This window comes from Proteus sp. G2669, from assembly GCF_009915245.1.
Lineage (GTDB): Bacteria > Pseudomonadota > Gammaproteobacteria > Enterobacterales > Enterobacteriaceae > Proteus.
Genome location: NZ_JAABLX010000017.1, coordinates 78,607 through 97,387 on the forward strand (window position 1 = coordinate 78,607; position 18,781 = coordinate 97,387).

The 18,781-nt window shown below is 38.5% G+C and carries 17 protein-coding genes; 13 read left to right on the forward strand and 4 right to left on the reverse strand.

Features of this window, described 5'->3' with window-relative positions; translation table 11 throughout:
• Positions 1-187 precede the first annotated feature (187 nt).
• Together dkgA and GWI68_RS03965 are read right to left on the reverse strand one after the other, a co-directional pair.
• Positions 188-1,018: a 2,5-didehydrogluconate reductase DkgA gene (dkgA, locus tag GWI68_RS03960; protein ID WP_109408044.1), complete on the reverse strand. Its 831-nt coding sequence runs from the start codon at positions 1,016-1,018 to the stop codon at positions 188-190.
• A 28-nt stretch (positions 1,019-1,046) separates the two neighbouring features.
• Positions 1,047-2,204, reverse strand: a complete 1,158-nt coding sequence (locus GWI68_RS03965; RefSeq protein ID WP_109408043.1) for an iron-containing alcohol dehydrogenase — start codon at positions 2,202-2,204, stop codon at positions 1,047-1,049.
• Between the two features lie 180 nt (positions 2,205-2,384).
• Between GWI68_RS03965 and GWI68_RS03970 the strand changes: the two genes are divergently transcribed.
• Entirely contained in the window at positions 2,385-3,167 is a 783-nt protein-coding gene (locus GWI68_RS03970; RefSeq protein ID WP_166539454.1) for a class I SAM-dependent methyltransferase, read from the forward strand.
• 161 nt (positions 3,168-3,328) lie between these two features.
• Here GWI68_RS03970 and GWI68_RS03975 read toward each other — a convergent pair whose 3' ends face one another.
• Positions 3,329-3,997: a DedA family protein gene (locus GWI68_RS03975; protein WP_109408041.1), complete on the reverse strand. Its 669-nt coding sequence runs from the start codon at positions 3,995-3,997 to the stop codon at positions 3,329-3,331.
• Between the two features lie 124 nt (positions 3,998-4,121).
• On the reverse strand, positions 4,122-5,312 hold the full coding sequence (gene metC, locus GWI68_RS03980; RefSeq protein ID WP_166539455.1) for a cystathionine beta-lyase: 1,191 nt from the start codon (positions 5,310-5,312) through the stop codon (positions 4,122-4,124).
• 328 nt (positions 5,313-5,640) lie between these two features.
• Between metC and exbB the strand changes: the two genes are divergently transcribed.
• From exbB to hypE, 12 genes are all read left to right on the forward strand, one after another.
• The gene (gene exbB / locus GWI68_RS03985; RefSeq protein WP_166539456.1) at positions 5,641-6,660 is read left to right on the forward strand and encodes a tonB-system energizer ExbB; all 1,020 of its coding nucleotides are present in this window, start codon (positions 5,641-5,643) and stop codon (positions 6,658-6,660) included.
• A gap of 6 nt (positions 6,661-6,666) precedes the next feature.
• Positions 6,667-7,095, forward strand: a complete 429-nt coding sequence (exbD, locus tag GWI68_RS03990) for a TonB system transport protein ExbD (protein ID WP_072069444.1) — start codon at positions 6,667-6,669, stop codon at positions 7,093-7,095.
• Between the two features lie 1,896 nt (positions 7,096-8,991).
• A complete protein-coding gene (hybO, locus tag GWI68_RS03995; protein WP_072069443.1) occupies positions 8,992-10,116 on the forward strand; it encodes a hydrogenase 2 small subunit in 1,125 nt (374 codons plus the stop codon).
• Positions 10,113-11,126, forward strand: coding sequence for a hydrogenase 2 operon protein HybA (gene hybA, locus GWI68_RS04000; protein ID WP_036911746.1), 1,014 nt, complete (start codon positions 10,113-10,115; stop codon positions 11,124-11,126). Before hybO ends, hybA begins: the two co-directional genes overlap by 4 nt.
• Positions 11,113-12,294: a Ni/Fe-hydrogenase cytochrome b subunit gene (gene hybB / locus GWI68_RS04005; RefSeq protein ID WP_109408038.1), complete on the forward strand. Its 1,182-nt coding sequence runs from the start codon at positions 11,113-11,115 to the stop codon at positions 12,292-12,294. Before hybA ends, hybB begins: the two co-directional genes overlap by 14 nt.
• The gene (hybC, locus tag GWI68_RS04010; protein ID WP_166539457.1) at positions 12,291-13,994 is read left to right on the forward strand and encodes a hydrogenase 2 large subunit; all 1,704 of its coding nucleotides are present in this window, start codon (positions 12,291-12,293) and stop codon (positions 13,992-13,994) included. The genes hybB and hybC overlap by 4 nt, the downstream gene beginning before the upstream one ends.
• On the forward strand, positions 13,994-14,482 hold the full coding sequence (locus GWI68_RS04015) for a HyaD/HybD family hydrogenase maturation endopeptidase (RefSeq protein ID WP_109408036.1): 489 nt from the start codon (positions 13,994-13,996) through the stop codon (positions 14,480-14,482). Before hybC ends, GWI68_RS04015 begins: the two co-directional genes overlap by 1 nt.
• Positions 14,479-14,973, forward strand: a complete 495-nt coding sequence (gene hybE / locus GWI68_RS04020; protein ID WP_166539458.1) for a hydrogenase-2 assembly chaperone — start codon at positions 14,479-14,481, stop codon at positions 14,971-14,973. Before GWI68_RS04015 ends, hybE begins: the two co-directional genes overlap by 4 nt.
• Positions 14,974-15,035: 62 nt before the next feature.
• A complete protein-coding gene (gene hypB, locus GWI68_RS04025) occupies positions 15,036-16,289 on the forward strand; it encodes a hydrogenase nickel incorporation protein HypB (RefSeq protein ID WP_166539459.1) in 1,254 nt (417 codons plus the stop codon).
• The gene (hybG, locus tag GWI68_RS04030; RefSeq protein ID WP_072069437.1) at positions 16,280-16,546 is read left to right on the forward strand and encodes a hydrogenase maturation factor HybG; all 267 of its coding nucleotides are present in this window, start codon (positions 16,280-16,282) and stop codon (positions 16,544-16,546) included. Before hypB ends, hybG begins: the two co-directional genes overlap by 10 nt.
• Positions 16,533-17,669: a hydrogenase formation protein HypD gene (gene hypD / locus GWI68_RS04035; RefSeq protein ID WP_166539547.1), complete on the forward strand. Its 1,137-nt coding sequence runs from the start codon at positions 16,533-16,535 to the stop codon at positions 17,667-17,669. Before hybG ends, hypD begins: the two co-directional genes overlap by 14 nt.
• On the forward strand, positions 17,666-18,685 hold the full coding sequence (hypE, locus tag GWI68_RS04040) for a hydrogenase expression/formation protein HypE (protein ID WP_166539460.1): 1,020 nt from the start codon (positions 17,666-17,668) through the stop codon (positions 18,683-18,685). Before hypD ends, hypE begins: the two co-directional genes overlap by 4 nt.
• Positions 18,686-18,781 lie beyond the last annotated feature (96 nt).

An 18,781-nucleotide genomic window follows, 5' to 3' on the forward strand; every position in this document is an offset into this window, starting at 1 on the left:
AGTGATGAGATTTTCTGATTTATATAAACTTTCGATATCAAAAAGGAAACATAAATATATAAAAATAAGGTAATTGAAAAAATGACAGGTTGTTTTATAAAAAAAGAGGGGGATTTTAAGTGTTTTAATTGATAAATAAAAAGCCAATATGTTCATTTATATTGGCTTTAGGATAAATATGAAGAAATTAGATATCAACAAAAATATCAGGATCAGGCCCTAAACGTTTTTTCTTGTCGAGTGTTGTTATCTCCGCAACTTCCTCTTTTTCTAATTTAAAATCAAAAATGTGAAAGTTTTCTTCGATACGAGAAGGAGTGACAGATTTTGGAATAACCACCAGTCCACTATCTAAATGCCAACGTAATACAATTTGAGCGGGTGTTTTATGGTATTTTTCAGCCAGTTTTTGAATAATTGGTTGATCAAATACGCCTTCTCCACCTTGGGCTAATGGGCTCCAAGATTCAGTCACAATATTGTGAGTCGTGTTCCATGCTCTTAATGGTGCTTGTTGCATTAATGGATGAATTTCAATCTGATTAATAACAGGGGTAACACCGGTTTCAGTAATGATACGTTCAAGATGCTCTTCTTTGAAATTACAGACACCTATGCTTTTTACTAACCCTTCTTTTTGCAGAATAATCATTTGCTTCCACGCTTCAACATAAAGTTCGCGTGAAGGTACAGGCCAATGCATTAAATAGAGATCAATATAATCAAGTTGCAAACGCTGGAGGCTTTCTAATACGGCACCACGGGCATGGGTCTGATCGTTATTCCATAATTTTGTAGTGATAAAGAGTTCATCACGAGGAACCGTGGTCTGTTTTAGCGCTTTACCGACACCTTCTTCATTGTGGTAAATCGCTGCGGTATCGAAAAGGCGATAGCCTGTATCAAGAGCGTGATGAATTGCGTTAACAACTTGATGATTATCTGCTTGCCAAACACCAAGCCCAAGTTGTGGGATAGCATTTCCATCAGATAACTTGATCAGTTTAGGTTTATCCATTTCTGTCTCCAAAGTCGCATTAAAGAACTTAGAGTGCCGCTGTATAAATACGTTGGCTGACTTCTAATGTGATATCTTGATGCTCGCCTAGTGCGGTTTGTCCATGTTCTTCCAATTTACGCACTAAAGCAGGTATATCTTCTTCAGTAATTTTGAAATCAGCCAGTCGAGTTCTAAGTCCCATTAATTCAAAGAATTTTCGAGTTTCATTAATCGCAGTTTCAATTTTAAAAGCGTCAGAACCTTGGTTTATACCCCAGACTTTTTGTGCATATTGGATTAACTTCTCGTATTTAGCCTGTCGTTTTTCATTTAATAAGGCAGGTAAAACGATGGCGAGAGTTTGTGCATGATCAAGCCCGTGTAAAGCCGTGAGTTCGTGACCTAATGCATGTGTAGCCCAATCTTGAGGAACACCAACACCAAGGATGCCATTAAGGGCTTGTGATGCTGTCCACATTATATTAGCACGGATATCATAGTCTGTAGGTGATGTCAGCGCTTTTGGCCCTTGATCAATCAAAATACGTAAAAGGCCTTCTGCATATTCATCTTGTACACGAGCATTCACAGGATAAGTGAGATATTGCTCTAATATATGAATAAAAGCATCTACAACCCCATTAGCCGTTTGTCTTGGGGGTAAAGAATAGGTAGTTGTTGGATCTAAAATGGCGCAATGAGGATAGACATGAGGGCTGGCAAAACTTTGTTTATCCTTTGTCTGTTTTTTACTGATAACTGAAAAACTATTTGTTTCTGTGCCAGTTGCTGGAAGCGTTAATACGCAACTTAAAGGTAGTGCTTTTTCAATGACTTTACCGCGACTAGTGACAATTTCCCATGGCTCACCTTGATAGGGTACAGCAGCTGCAATAAATTTTGTCCCATCAATAACCGACCCGCCCCCTACGGCTAATAAATGCGTGATACCGTGATATCTTGCATAAGAGACAGCTTTCATCAGTGTTTCATAAGAAGGATTGGGTTCAATACCACCAAATTCATGAATTTGATGGCCGGGAAGTGCAGTATAAATTTCGTCTAATACGCCATTGCGTTTAATACTACCGCCGCCATAAGTTAATAAGATACGTTCATTTTTGCCTATTTCAGAACGTAATTTTTCTATTTGGCCTTGACCAAAATGAAGACGAGTCGGTGAGTAATAAGTAAAGTTTTGCATTTTGTTTCCACCATAATTTAATGTTCTGCAGTATGACAATTAATCAGGAAAGTTTTTTTCACTGTATCTAGACGAAATTGCATGACATAACTATAACTGTAAGGTTGTAAAAATGAGCGTTGAATTAAATTTCTTAATAACAACAACAGTTCATATTGTAGTTAATTTATAAGGAGTAATATGAAAAGTCATTATTTAACATTAAACCAAGAACATTGGGATAAACAAGCTGCGATGGAAAATCAGTGGTCTAAGCCTGTAAGCGATGAAGAAATTATTGCTGCAAAGCAAGGCGACTGGAAAGTCCATTTAACGCCTAACCCAGTTAAGAGTGAGTGGCTAACAGATATTAAAGGTAAAAAAATACTCTGTTTAGCGTCTGCAGGTGGGCAACAAGCGCCTATTTTAGCGGCTGCTGGTGGCATTGTGACAGTATTTGATTTATCAGAAGGGCAATTAAGTAAAGATAGCCAATTGGCGCAAAAGCATCAGTTAGATTTGGTCGCAGTTCAAGGTGATATGGCAGATCTAACCGCATTTGCTGATGAAAGTTTTGATATTATTTTTCATCCTATTTCCAATTTATATGTACCAGATGTAAATCTTGTTTGGCAAGAATGCTACCGTGTTTTGAAGAAAGGCGGTGTATTGATGGCGAGTTTTTATAACCCAGTTGTATTTGTTGATGATAGAGATCCGCAATTACGCTCTCAGGGATTAATGAGACCCACTTACCGCTTACCGTATAGTGATCAAGGTTCATTACCTTCAGATATTCTGCAAGAAAAAGTGGCAAAAGGTGATGGGCTTGTATTTGGTCATTCTTTAACTGATCTTATTGGTGGACAATTAGCGGCAGGTTTTCTATTACAAGATTTTGTTGAAGATTTTGCTCCTCATGCTCGTTTTCTCGTTGATAGCTATATTCCTACATTCCTTGCTTCAAAAGCGATTAAGCTTTAAAGATAAATAGAGTAAAAAGACCATGATTGTAATTAATATAAATGGATTTTTAGTCAGATATTAATAGGTTAGGAGATAAAACAATGAACAACTGAACTTTTGAAGTCTTAGAGGATTAAAAACGCCATTATGATGTTTAAAATAATGGCGTTTTTTTTGAATTACTTATTACTGGTGCTATTTTTACGATGGCGAATATACATTACGATAGAGCCAATTAAACCTGCGCTTAAGAGCAATACAGGCAATGTCATCAAAATATTCATCACTAGTGTTTCATGCTTTTGAATAAAGGGAATTAAATTCAATACATAACCTAGTGACACAATAATACCTACCCACAAAAAGCCACTTAACCAGTTAAATATTTGAAAGCGACGTTGTTGTAATTCAGATAAGCCTGCTAACGTTGGTAATAATGTTCGTACAAAACCAATAAAGCGACCAATTAATAGTGCATACAAACCTTGGCGATGGAAAAGATCATTTGCCTTATGGTGATATTGCTCAGGTAATTGAGCCATCCAACGTTTAACGATTTTTGTGTCACTTAACCAGCGGCCTTGTAAAAATCCAAGCCAACTCCCAATACTGGCGGCAGTACCTAAGATAATGATTGTCGGAAAGAAGTGTAAAACGTCTTTTGCAATTAAGGCACCACAAAGAATAAGCAGTGTATCTCCTGGTAAAAATGCTGCGGGTAATACCCCATTTTCCAGCATAATAATAACAAAAAGAACAATATAGATAACCCATAACACATTAGGATTAGCCAACACCATATAATCGTGTTGCATTAATGCGTGAATTATCTCTTTTAATGTACCCATTAGCGAACTCGCATTAAAAAGAACTTTATGTTCGTTATTCTAACGCAAAATAAAGACAACAGTTTGATTTAATCCCTGTGGAACCACAGGGATAGATTTTTTTTTATAAAAATTTAATGATTAATTAAGAAATACGTAAAAATGCGTGTTCAAGATCTTCAATTAAATCATCTACATTTTCTAATCCAATATGAACACGGAATAATGTGCCAGTAAATGTAGGTTGTGTTTCATATTGGCGCATCGCTTTAATGTCATTAGGTTGATAGCCTAAAATTAAAGATTCAAATCCTCCCCATGAGAAAGCCATTTTAAATAATGAAAAATTATCTAAAAAAATCGCAAATTCTTCAGGTGAGAGAGCTTTCTTCAAACTAAAAGAGAATAATCCGTTACTGCCTGTGAAATCACGCTGGAAATATTCATGTCCTGGACAAGAGGCTAGCGCAGGGTGATAAACGTTATCAACTAATGGATGTTGTTTTAGCCAACGAGCAACTTCCAATGCACTTTGTTCATGTTGCTTCATTCTCACTGGTAATGTTCTTAATCCTCTTGCTGCCATATAAGCAGTATCAGGATCAACACATTGACCTAATAGATAGGCATTTTCTCGTAACTGTTCCCAACAACGTTCATTCGCTACAGCAAAGCCTAACATGCCATCAGAGTGGCCATTAATATATTTTGTGGCAGATTGGATTGAAATATCGACACCAAAAGTAAGTGGTTTAAGCAGCAATCCTGCCGCCCAAGTGTTATCAATCATAATAATGATTTCAGGATTATATTGGCGAACGGAGCTGACTATTCCTTGTAGATCTTGAATTTCCATCGTAATTGAACCGGGGGATTCAAGAAAAACAATTTTTGTTTCAGGTCGCAGTAGTTGACTGATGTTTTTACCTATTAATGGATCAAAATAGGTTGTTGTGACTGAAAACTTACGTAAGAGGTGATCACAAAAGTTTTGCGTTGGATCGTAAGCTGATCCAGTCACAAGAATATGAGAGTCTTGCTCAACAAACGCGAGTATAGACTGCGTAATAGCTGCTGCACCTGAAGGAAAAAGTGCACAACCTGCACCTTGTTCTAATTCAGTTAGGGCTTCTTGTAAGGCAAAATGAGTGGTAGTACCTCGACGCCCATAAAAAAGTGTACCCTCAGCACGTTTTTTAGTTGCTTCACGTTTTTGTGCAACTGAATCAAAAATAACAGATGAAGTACGTTGTATAATTGGATTTACTGCGCCGAGGGAATATTTTTTAGCTCGTCCAGAAAGGAGGAGTGAGGTTTCTTGTTTTTTTAGCGTCATCCTTAATACCTTCTTTTAATTGATGGTGTGTTTACTTCACGTTAATTCATTTTTTGGATAAGTACAAAAGGCGATCGATGTAGTTGATAAAATTTCACGTTACGTGAAATAACGATAATTTGTCTTAAAAATCGACAAATGAAAAAAAAATAGCCAAATAGTAATGATAATTACTATCAAAATGCTTCATGTTTGATATCATTTGAGCGTTTTCTCTTTCCTGATGGCAAACAGGATGATTGTAAGCGAACGATTTTGGGTAAGTAGTGACGGAAAACGTCATTGCTGAATAAATAAATAGATAAAAAAGAGAGTAAAAGGCCAACTGATGCGTAATTTGACAGCTTCTATTCTATTGGCAATCGGTCTGACAGGCTCTGCTTTTGCGGATACGACTCCTGCCACACCAACTGAACAGCCAACTACTGCTGCCGTTTCTTCAACAGCTTCTACACAGGGAACTGCTACAACCGCAACACCAACAACAGGCTCATCTGCGAATACCAGCAATGAGGCTAAAGTACCAGGTTCTGAACCTGCTAAGCCTGAGGGTGAAAATACTTTACCTGCAACGGTTGAAAACGCAGAAAACACGGAAAATACCCCGTCTGCGACAGAAAATACATCACCAGCAGTAGAGCCAGAAATGGTTGCTGGTGGTGGATTTGCAGAAGATTTATCTGTAATGGGCATGTATCGTAATGCCGATTTAGTCGTTAAAAGTGTCATGATTGGCTTACTGTTAGCTTCTATTGTGACGTGGGCGTTATTTTTCGCCAAAGGAAGCTATTTACTCTCATTACGTCGTCGATTAAGAAATGAAACAGCGCAATTAGTTGATGCTAAATCACTTAATGATGCTTTAACCATTAGCAAAAAATTTGGTAATAAGAGCGCGACTGCTGATTTCTTTAATGATGCTGAATTAGAGCGTACTTACTCTCAAGAAAGTAAAGTAGCATCAGGCATTAAAGAACGTGTTGAAATGCGTATGGAACGTCGAGTTGCTGCCATTGTTCGTGAATTAGGCCGTGGTAATGGCTACTTAGCCACTATCGGTGCAATTTCTCCATTTATCGGTCTTTTTGGTACGGTTTGGGGAATTATGAACAGCTTTATTGGTATTGCACATTCTCAAACGACTAACTTAGCGGTTGTTGCTCCGGGGATTGCAGAAGCCTTATTAGCGACTGCGATTGGTCTGATTGCCGCTATCCCAGCAGTTATCATTTATAATATTTTTGCTCGTATGATCGCAGGTTATCGTGGTGAAATTGGTGATATTGCAACAGGTGTGGTGACATTAGTTAGCCGTGACTTAGATATCGAAAACAGCAAAGCAAGGTAATGAATTATGGCAATGCGTCTTGGTGATGATTCAGGTGATGATAATGAATTACATGATATCAATGTGACGCCTTTTATTGATGTCATGTTGGTTCTGCTCATTATCTTTATGGTAGCCGCGCCTTTAGCTACCGTTGATATAAAAGTAAATTTACCCGCTTCAAGTGCAAAACCACAGCCACGCCCTGAAAAGCCTGTTTATTTGACCATTAAGTCTGATAAGCAAATTTTCATTGGTGAAGAAATGGTCACGCATGAAACGATGGCTAATGTGTTAGATACGATGACACAAGCAAATAAAGAGACCACCATCTTTTTCCAAGCAGATAAAAGCGTTGATTATGAAACGTTAATGGCTGCAATGGATTCGTTAAGAAAGGCAGGGTATCTCAAAGTTGGATTAGTAGGGATGGAAACAGTCTCTACAGGCGGTTAAAGTTTAGAAATACGCTATTCAACTAAGTATTATTACGCTATTTTAAAAGCACTTTATTTGTCGTTGTAAAATGATGAATAAGGTGCTTTTTTATTGTGCAAAAAATCATACTTATATTTTTTTATTGTTTTTTGTTATTAATGAGATAATTAATAAAATTGAGTTAGAATAAAATTTAGCTTTAGTCTTAAATAATATTAATAATAGGTAGGTTAACTTTAAGAATAAATAATTAATTAAGTTTACTTGGTAATACCGTGCTGAATCAATTAATGCTAAGTAGATATTATTATTTCAACTTACCTTACATTAATATTCATTAACTCTTCATTTTTTTTCACTTTTTGATTTGTTGATATTTTATTTTTTAAGTTAAATTTTTCTATAACCATATGATTGGTAATGTTTTTATGTGAATTTGATTTAAGTGTAAAAATGCTTGCGCAAAAAATCTTATTGGATATAATGCACCCACGTTACAAATTGAAACATTTTGTAACGTGCAAGAACGCCTAATTTGTTTATTATCTAAGTTATCCGTATTTGGATACTTATTTTTTTATTGCACCAGGTAGACCGTTGTTTTCAGTCATTCCAATTTCTGGTAAGTAGATTTTATTTACTTATTCAAACCACTTCTTATTTTTGATAAGCGGTGAGTAAAATAAAACGTGAAAGGCAGAGAACTACACATAGCATTTTATTATTTTAATAAATTTAAAGGCCATAACATTTCGGTGTTATGGCTTTTTATTTTATTGACTGATTCGGTTGTTATCATTATTCCTATCCGTTCCTATCGTTCCTATCGTTCCTAAATAGGGGATGTGCTTTGCTTTTATCTTTTTCTTTTGGTTTATCTCCTATTCTTTATAAGATCTTTGTCTGATTGAAAACTACAAACAGTTAACAAAGAGCTTTTCTATTTTTTAGGTTTATGACCACTTTTTTTATCTATTCTCACAAAAAAACGAAATATGCTTTATTTGGGGATTTTTTATCGATAATTTGTGCTTTTTTTATCCACAATAACAACATGGATTTAACATGAAAATTTATTTAGGTTAATTTCATTATAAATTCGATATGTTATAAAATAACTAAATGTAATTATAACCAATGATTACTAATTAGTAATTATTAATGATCTTATCTTTTGAATGTTACTGCATATCGATATGTATTTAATTTTATAGCGATTTTGCGCTAGGGTATTAGCTTATTCCAAAAACGAATATACATATAACTATATGAAAAATGATAAGAAAAATAGGTTAATTTTTGATTGAAAAGTAAACAGAGTAATAATGATTAAAAAATAATAACAAATGAAGATTGGATAAATTAGTAATTAAAATAGGCTGAAATTAAATATATTAATGTAATGATTTCTTGTTTATGAAATGCAATTTTTAACATTATTTATGATGTAATATAAAGGTTGATAATATGAAAACAAGAGTCATCATTATAATTAAAAAATATATTAAAACTTATTTTTAATAAAATTTTCCAGAAAATTGAAAATATTAATTATTAATTTTGTATTATTTTAAATATATTGTCTTATAAATTGGGTGTTTTTTAATGGATTTATATCTTACTGATTTATAATGATTAATAATTTTACACCCCCATGATTATTGAGATAATGAGAATTATTTCTACTTAAATTATCATTATTAAATAGCATTTTAATAATTTTAAAATGACGAAATATATAAAAAATAGACATTAAACCTTATATTGCTGAAACGTTTTTACTCACATAAAAGAATAATTTATTTTTTAATGAATTATCGCTTGATAATGATCAAGTCATTATTGTGTCGGAGTGTTAAAAAGGCGGTGTTTTAAAATTATTCCAATTAAAAATCATCATATCAGGAGAGATATATGGCCTTGGGGAATAATGTTTTTTCCCATCATGGTATTAACCGACGCGATTTTATGAAATTGTGTGCTGCGTTGTCAGCTACCATGGGATTAAGCGGCAAAGCAGCCGCAGAAATGTCAGAAGCAATGGCGTCATCTGAACGCCCACCCGTTATCTGGATTGGTGCTCAGGAGTGTACAGGGTGTACGGAGTCTTTATTACGTGCAACTCACCCGACTCTGGAAAACCTAGTGCTTGATGTTATCGCACTTGAATATCATGAAGTGCTTTCTTCAGCTTTTGGTGATCAAGCTGAAGAAAATAAACACAATGCGATGGAGAAATATAAAGGTAAGTACGTTCTCGTTGTCGATGGTTCAATCCCAGACAAAGATGGCGGTGTTTACTGTATGGTTGCAGGAAAACCTATTCTTGAGCATATCAAAGAAGCCGCTGAAGGGGCTGCTGCGATTATTGCAATTGGTTCATGTTCTGCATGGGGTGGTGTGCCAGCAACTGGGGGTAACCCAACAGGTGCTAAATCATTGGAAGCAATTTTACCGGGTAAAACTGTTATTAATATTCCAGGATGTCCACCAAATCCACATAACTTCTTAGCAACTGTTGCACATATTATTACTTTCAACAAATTGCCTAAGTTAGATAGCAAAAACAGACCGCTTTTTGCTTATGAGCGTTTAATTCACGAAAACTGTGAACGTCGCCCTCATTTTGATGCGGGTCGTTTTGCTAAAGAATTTGGTGATGAAGGTCATCGTCAAGGTTGGTGTTTATACCATTTAGGCTGTAAAGGCCCTGAAACCTATGGTAACTGCCCAACATTGGAATTCTGTGATGTCGGTGGTGGAATTTGGCCTGTGGGTATCGGTCATCCTTGTTACGGATGTAACGAAGAAGGGATTGGCTTTACTAAAGGTATTTTCCAATTAGCGAATGTTTATCAGCCAACACCAAAAGCGCAAGTGCCTGATGTTAATGCGAAAGAAGGTGGTGGTGTGTCTTATGGTGCTGCGGGCTTGCTCGGTGCTGTCGTAGGTGCTGTCGCCGGTGTCAGTGTGATGGCTGTGCGTCAATTAGGCCGTGACAAGAATGCCACAGGAGCCTCACAGGAGGATAAACGGTGAATAGGCGTCATTTCTTTAAGCTGGCATCAGGTGGGGTTCTCCTTGCGGGAATGGCTCCCACTGCGAGTCATGCTGCGGCGCAGAACCGTCCCCCAATTCCTGGGTCTCTCGGTATGCTCTATGACTCTACATTATGTGTAGGCTGTCAAGCATGTGTCACAAAATGTCAGGAAATCAATCACCCGGAGCCAATGGAGCGTGGTGATACTTACGCCAATGGTGATCCGATTTGGTCAAACAATGACAAATTAAGTCCTTACACAAATAACATTATTCAAATTTGGCGTGATGGTACTGGTGAAAATAAAGACCAACTGGAAAACGGTTATGCCTTTATTAAGAAACAATGTATGCATTGTGTTGATGCAAACTGCGTTTCTGTTTGTCCTGTTTCTGCGTTAACCAAAGATCCAAAAACGGGTATTGTCCATTATCACGCAGATATCTGTACAGGTTGTCGTTACTGTATGGTGGGATGCCCTTATAACATTCCAAAATACGACTATGACGATCCATTTGGTAAGCTCTATAAATGTGAGCTTTGTAACCAAAAAGGTGTTGAGCGTTTAGACAAAGGCTTATTACCAGGTTGTGTTGAAGTATGTCCAACAGGTGCGGTTATTTTCGGTACACGAGAAGAATTGCTTGAAGAAGCAAAACGTCGTTTAGCGAAAAAAGCGGGTGAGGAATACCATTACCCACGTCAAACCATTAGTGGTGGCGATACATATCTGCATAAAATTCCTGAATATCAAGATCATATCTATGGTGAGTTTGAAGGTGGCGGTACGCAAGTTATGGTACTTTCAGCGGTACCTTTTGACAATTTAGGTATGCCAGAAGTAGCACCATTATCTACAGGTGCGCGTTCTGAACATATTCAACACACGCTTTATAAAGGCATGGTATTACCAATAGCGGCCCTAGCAGGGATCACCTATTTGGTTAACCGTAATAGTAAAAAACAAGAGCAAGAACACCACAAGGAGGATAACGATGTCGAGTCATGATCCTCGTCCACTTGGCGGTAAGTTATTTACTCTCGCTGTAAGAGTGTTTTTACCGCTTGCTGTGCTCGGTTTTATTCTTATTGGTAAGCGTTTGGTATTAGGTCTAGGTGATGTCTCTGACCTGAATGGGGGATATCCTTGGGGTATTTGGATTGCTTTTGACTTATTGATAGGAACTGGCTTTGCATGTGGCGGTTGGGCACTTGCATGGGCTGTTTATGTCTTTAATAAAGGCGAGTTTCACCCATTAGTGCGTCCTGCATTATTAGCGAGCTTGTTCGGCTATTCATTAGGTGGTTTATCCATTGCTATTGATATTGGTCGTTATTGGAACATGCCTCACTTTTTTATGCCGCAATACTTTAACGTTAACTCAGTGTTGTTTGAAACAGCGACCTGTATGACCATCTATATTATGGTGATGGCATTAGAATTCTTACCTGCGTTATTAGAGCGTTTAGGCTGGAAAGTGTCGTTGAAACGTCTTAATAAAGCGATGTTCTTTATTATTGGCCTTGGTGCTTTACTGCCAACCATGCACCAATCTTCAATGGGATCATTAATGATTTCAGCGGGTTGGAAAGTACATCCACTGTGGCAATCTTATGAGATGTTACCGCTGTTTTCTCTGTTAACGGCTTTCCTCCTTGGTTTCACTATCGTTATTTTTGAAGGCTCTTTGCTAAAAGCAAGCCGTACCATGAATGATGATGAAACACCGTTATTTACCAAGTTAACACGCGTAATCGAAGTGTTACTGATTGCGTTCTTGGTCTGTCGCTGGGGTGAAGTTATTTGGAACGGTAAACTGAGTTATATCGGAAATGGGGATATGTTCTCATGGTTATTTATTGCTGAAAGTGCATTGTTATTACTTCCTCTTATTTTGATGCATTTAAATAATAACCGCCGTAGTCCAAGAATGCTGTTTGTCTGTGCTGTCTTTATCTTAATCGGCGCAGCGATGTGGCGTATGAACTACTCTTTAGTTGCTTACAATCCAGGCAATGGTTACCACTATTTCCCAACAGCAAGTGAATTGCTGATTTCTATTGGTTTCGTTGCATTTGAAGTAACAGCTTACATTCTTATTATCCGTTTACTGCCGGTTTTACCTGCACAAACAGACTCAAATATACAATTAAAAAAGGCTGAGGTTAAATCATGAGCCAACGCATTACTATTGATCCTATTACCCGTATTGAAGGGCATTTACGCGTCGATTGTGAAATTGATAACGGAAAAGTTGTTAAGGCTTGGTCTTCCGGTACCATGTGGCGCGGAATGGAGGAGATCCTAAAAGGAAGCGATCCTCGTGATGCATGGATTATCGTGCAACGTATTTGTGGTGTTTGTACGACAGTTCACGCAATTGCCTCAGTACGTGCTGTAGAAGACGCTTTAGGTATGGATATTCCTGTGAATGCGCAGTATATCCGTAACTTGATTTTAGGTTCACATATCATCCATGACCATATCGTTCACTTCTATCAGCTTTCTGCGATGGACTGGGTTGATATCACATCTGCATTACAAGCTGATCCTGAAAAAGCATCAGCGATGTTAAAAGGGGTTTCTGAATGGCATCTGAACTCTGCTGAAGAATTCAGAAAAGTACAGAAAAAAATCCAAGGTTTAGTGGACAGCGGCCAGTTAGGTATTTTTGCTAATGGCTACTGGGGTCACTCAGCCATGAAATTGCCACCAGAAGTTAACCTAATTGCGGTTGCCCACTACCTACAAGCACTTGAGTGCCAACGTGATGCAAACCGTATTGTGGCTATTTTGGGCGGTAAAACACCTCATATCCAAAACTTGGCCGTGGGTGGTGTGGCTAACCCGATTAACCTTGATGCACCAAATGTTCTCAACCTAGAACGTTTAATGTACGTGAAAAGCTTTATCGATAAGCTGGGTGATTTCGTTAACCAAGTTTATAAAGTGGATACTGCTATTTTCGCCGCTTATTACCCTGAATGGTTAAAAATCGGTAAAGGTGCAAACTACTATCTGTCTGTACCTGAATTACCAATTAATGGTAATAACACGGAATTCTTACTGTCTGGTGGTTATATGGAAGGGGTTGATTTCTCGACCTACCGTCCAATTAAAGACTGGAAAGATCAGAACCTGAAAGACGGTATCGAAGAAAGTGGTAAACACGCATGGTATGAAGATGATGAACCTTTAAAACCATGGGAAGGGTTAACTCGTCCTAAATACACTGGTTGGGATGAGAACAATAAATACTCATGGGTTAAATCCCCTACATTCTACGGCAAGCCTGTAGAAGTCGGTACGTTAGCATGGTTAGTGTGTGGTTTAGCCGGTAAGCACGAAGGAACGGTTAGAAACTACAACGACATCAACAAGATCTATACTCAATTAACCAATGAAACACTGGTTACAGAGCAGTTAGAGTCTACGTGGGGTCGTATTATTGGACGTACTGTCCATGCATGTGTGTTACAAGAATCTCTGGCCTCTTTATGGCAATCACTGGTTGATAATATCGGCCGTGGTGATACAGCTGCCTTTATTAAACCAGAGTTTGAACCAGGTAAAGAGTATCGTGGTGTCGGTTTCGAAGAAGCCTCTCGTGGTATGTTATCTCACTGGATTGTGTTTAAAGACGGAAAAATCACTAACTATCAGGCCGTTGTTCCATCAACATGGAATGCGGGTCCTCGTAACTTTAATGATGAACCAGGCCCTTATGAGTTATCACTAGTGGGTACACCTGTTGCTGATCCGAAAAAACCGTTAGAAGTGGTAAGAACGATCCACTCCTTTGACCCATGTATGGCATGTGCTGTGCATATGGTTGATTTAACAGGTAAAGAGCTAAGTAAGGTGAAGGTATTATAATGCGAACTCTCGTCTTAGGTATTGGTAATTTATTACTAAGCGATGAAGGCATTGGTGTTCGTATAGTAGAGGCGCTCGAAGAGCGCTTCTCTTTACCAGAGAACGTCGATGTTATTGATGGTGGCACATCAGGTATGGAAATTTTGCAAGATATTGCAGCAAGAGACCTCCTGATTGTTGCCGATGCGGTAAGAAGTAATCATGAACCGGGTAGTATTTTTATCTTACATGATGATGATGTTCCGGCACTTTTTACGCAGAAAATTTCTCCTCATCAATTAGGTTTATCTGATGTATTAATGGCTTTACGTATGACGGATGAATTTCCTCGTAAGCTTATTTTAGTGGGTATTGAACCTGCATCATTAGAGCCAAGCATGTCATTGTCTGACATTGGTGAAAAATCAATGGAAATTGCATTAGAGCATGTGGTTAATATTTTGCGTGAATACGGTATTCCTGTCACACCTAAAGAGGTAACAGCATGAGTGAATTAAGCTGGGATATTCTAGGATATGACGAGCCGCCTGTTGAGCAACTTGAAACACGTTTTAGTGAAATTGCTGAAAAAGAGATGAGAGGGCTTCCTTTTTATCGCGAAGGTATTCCCGTAAAAGCAGGGGGCTTTACTTTATTTGAAAATCAGTGGATTGGAGCTGTTCTTACTCCTTGGATGTTAGAGATTGTCGTCTTTCCGGGACCTTCACAAGAATGGCCACATCGAAAAGTGGGTGATCGTATCGGGTTAGAATTACCTTGTGGACAGATTAAGTTTGTTGTGGGTGAGCTTGCGGGTGGTATGCAATATCTTGCTTGTTCATTAATGTCACCACTTGATAGACACCTAACAGGTGAACATGCTGTTGAGTTGGTTGAAAATAGTGTAAAAATGGCACTTTCTCTTCCTGTTCAGACACAATCCGTAGCAGAAGTTGATTTAAGTCGTCGTTCTCTCTTCCGTGGTCAGTTAAGATCATAGTGTAGAAATTTTACGCGACACAGAGTCACATTCTTCTTATTGAATAGTACAGGAGTCAGAATATGTGTAGCACTTGCGGTTGTGGCGAAGGCAATGTCAGAATTGAAGGCGTAGAGCCTCATTCACATGAGCACCACCATCATCACTCTCACGACCATGATCATCACGACCACGGTCATCATCATGATCACGACCATCATGGGCATGATCACCATCATGAACACAAGGCTACTCCAGCGAATACTGTTCATAAATATATTGATAAGTCTGAACAAAAGCATAAGCATAATTACGAAACCAATGGTCAGCCTATCATTGTTCATCATCACTATTATCATAACAGTGGTGATGTTCACCTCCATTTTCATAACGATACACAGCTAAACGAAACCCCTGTTGTCCATGAGCATCATCATGGACATGACGATCACCATGAACACGATCATTCTCATAGTCATGACCATTCTCACAGTCATGATCACGACCATGCTCATGATCATAGCCATGAACATTCTCATCACCATTCTCACAGCCACGATCACGATCATGCACATGACCACGATCATGAACACGAGCACGAAGAGCAATTTAGCCCAGTGATTGAAAATCAGAATATGCATTATGGCCAAGGTGAAGCAGGAACACATGCTCCCGGTATTAGCCAAAAGCGTATGCTGAAAATTGAAATGGATGTGTTAGATAAAAATAACCGAATTGCTGTTCATAACCGTGAACATTTTGAACAACAAAATGTGTTGGCATTGAATTTAGTTTCAAGCCCCGGTTCAGGTAAAACCACACTGTTAACACAAACGTTAAAACAGTTAGCGCAACGCGTCCCTTGTGCCGTGATCGAAGGCGATCAACAAACCACCAATGATGCTGATCGTATCCGTGAAACAGGTGTACCTGCGATCCAAGTGAATACAGGCAAAGGTTGTCATCTTGATGCACAAATGGTGCATGATGCGACACACCAATTAGGCTTACAAGATAACAGCGTTCTCTTTATTGAAAACGTGGGTAACTTAGTGTGCCCAGCCAGTTTTGATCTGGGTGAAAAGCATAAAGTGGCTATTCTCTCTGTCACTGAAGGTGAAGATAAGCCTCTGAAATATCCGCATATGTTTGCTGCGGCTGATTTAATGATTATCAACAAAATTGATTTAGTGCCACATCTGAATATCGACGTTCAAGCTTGCATTGAATCAGCTCGCCGTGTTAATCCAAATATTGAAATTATCGCGTTATCAGCAACAACAGGCGAAGGCATGGAAGAGTGGTTAGCTTGGTTGGAGAGTCGTTTATGTGCTTAGGTGTTCCAGCTAAGATTGTTGAGGTGGGCGAAGACGTCCACCAACTCGCTTATGCCGAAGTGAGTGGCGTTAAACGTGCTGTTAATATTTCAATGGTATGTGAAGGCGAACCAAATGAATTATTAGGTAAATGGGTGCTAATTCATGTGGGATTTGCCATGAGTATTCTTGATGAGCAAGAAGCGCAAGATACTCTTGATGCATTACAGCATGTTTATGGTGTAACCCTTGAAGAGGCTGATGATGCAGTACGTTGATGAATTTCGTGATCCCGAACTTGCGAAAGCCTTATTAGCTCAAATTCGTGAAACCATTTCACAATGGCCTCAGCCAATTACACGCCCATTACAAATTATGGAAGTGTGTGGTGGGCATACTCATGCCATTTTTAAATTTGGTTTAGATCGCTTATTACCAGAAAAAATTGAATTTGTTCACGGGCCAGGTTGTCCTGTTTGTGTATTACCGATGGGACGAATTGATGCATGTTTAGAAATTGCAGCACGTCCTGACGTGATTTTTTGCACATTTGGTGATGCAATGCGTGTGCCGGGTCGTAATGGTTCAATGCTGGATGCGCGTCGTCGAGGCAGCGATATTCGTATTGTTTACTCACCGCTTGATTCACTGAAAATTGCACAAGATAACCCAGATAAGCAAGTTGTTTTCTTCGGTTTAGGTTTTGAAACAACTATGCCAAGTACTGCAATGACGCTACAACAAGCAAAATTGCGTGGACTTAAAAACTTTTCTCTATTTTGTCAGCACATTACTATCGTACCTACTTTGCGTTGTTTACTAGAGCAAGACGATGTTCGCATTGATGGCTTTATTGCACCGGGACATGTGAGTATGGTGATTGGATGTACACCATATCAACCGCTATGTGATGAATTTGAAAAGCCTTTTGTGGTGACAGGATTTGAACCATTAGACTTATTGCAAGCTATACTGATGGTCATTAAACAACTTAAAGCAAAAGCAGAAAATACAGATTATGTTTTAAGTATTGAAAACCAATATAGTCGCATTGTACCGAATGAAGGTAATAAGTTGGCTCAAAAAGCACTTAGCGAAGTGTTTATGTTAAAAGAAACCAGTGAATGGCGTGGGTTGGGTGAGATCCCAATGTCAGGTATTCAATTAACACCAGCTTATTCTGAGTTTGATGCTGAATTACGTTTTACACCTGCACCGCAGAAAGTGGCAGATAATCCACAATCTCGCTGTGGCGATGTATTAACAGGACGATGCAAACCTTCGGATTGCCCTCTATTTGGCAAAAGCTGTACACCAGAAACCGCATTAGGTGCTTTAATGGTGTCATCAGAAGGGGCATGTGCGGCTTATTATCAGTATCGCCGTGAAGGTAATATATGAAACAACCTGATGAAATCACCTTAGCCCAAGGTAATGGTGGGCAAGGTATGCAACAACTGATCGAAGGCCTGTTTTTAAAAGCGTTCGATAATCCGTTATTAAATGAAAAAGAAGATCAAGCGCGGATCGCGTTAAATGAGTTAACGGCTCTTGGCGATCGTCTTGCTTTTAGTACCGACAGCTATGTTATCGATCCCATTATTTTCCCCGGTGGAAATATTGGTAAATTATCTGTTTGCGGTACAGCTAACGATCTCTCCGTCGGTGGTGCTGTACCTCGTTATCTATCATGTGGTTTTATTCTTGAAGAAGGGTTGCCATTTGAAACCCTTGAAGTGCTTGTATTAGCGATGGCAAAAGCCGCTTCACAAGCAGGAATACAAATTGTCACAGGGGATACCAAAGTGGTTCCTCGTGGTGCCGCAGATAAGATCTTTATCAATACTGCGGGCATTGGCGTTATTCCAACTCAAATTAATTGGGCCGCAAGTAATATCAAAGCCGGCGATAAGATCTTAGTGAGTGGTACAATTGGTGATCATGGTGCAACAATCCTTAATCTTCGTGAAAATTTAGGATTAGAAGCGGATCTACAAAGTGACTGCGCTGTGCTTGAACCAATGATTGCACCTTTACGCCAAATTGAAGGTATTCGGGCATTACGTGATGCAACTCGAGGTGGAGTAACGGCCATTTTGCATGAATTTGCCCAAGCCAGCGGTTGTGGCATGAATGTACATGAAAGCAAATTGCCAATGAAACAAGCCGTTCGTGGTGTGTGCGAATTATTAGGCCTAGAAGCACTTAATTTTGCTAACGAAGGTAAAATTGTTTTAGTGGTATCACCTGACGCTGAAGCACAAGTTATTGACGCTTTACATCAACACCCTTTAGGTAAAGATGCTTGTACTATCGGTGAAGTGACAACGGATAACTATATTCGTTTAACTGGGATTTTCGGTACGAGTCGCATTCTTGATTTACCTTATAACGAGCCTTTACCTCGTATTTGCTAAGCACTTCTTCCCCCACTTATAAATAAAAATTATGCTGAATTTATAAGTGGGATAAGTTATCTATCTGTTACAAAAACTTTGTTATAACGCAAATTT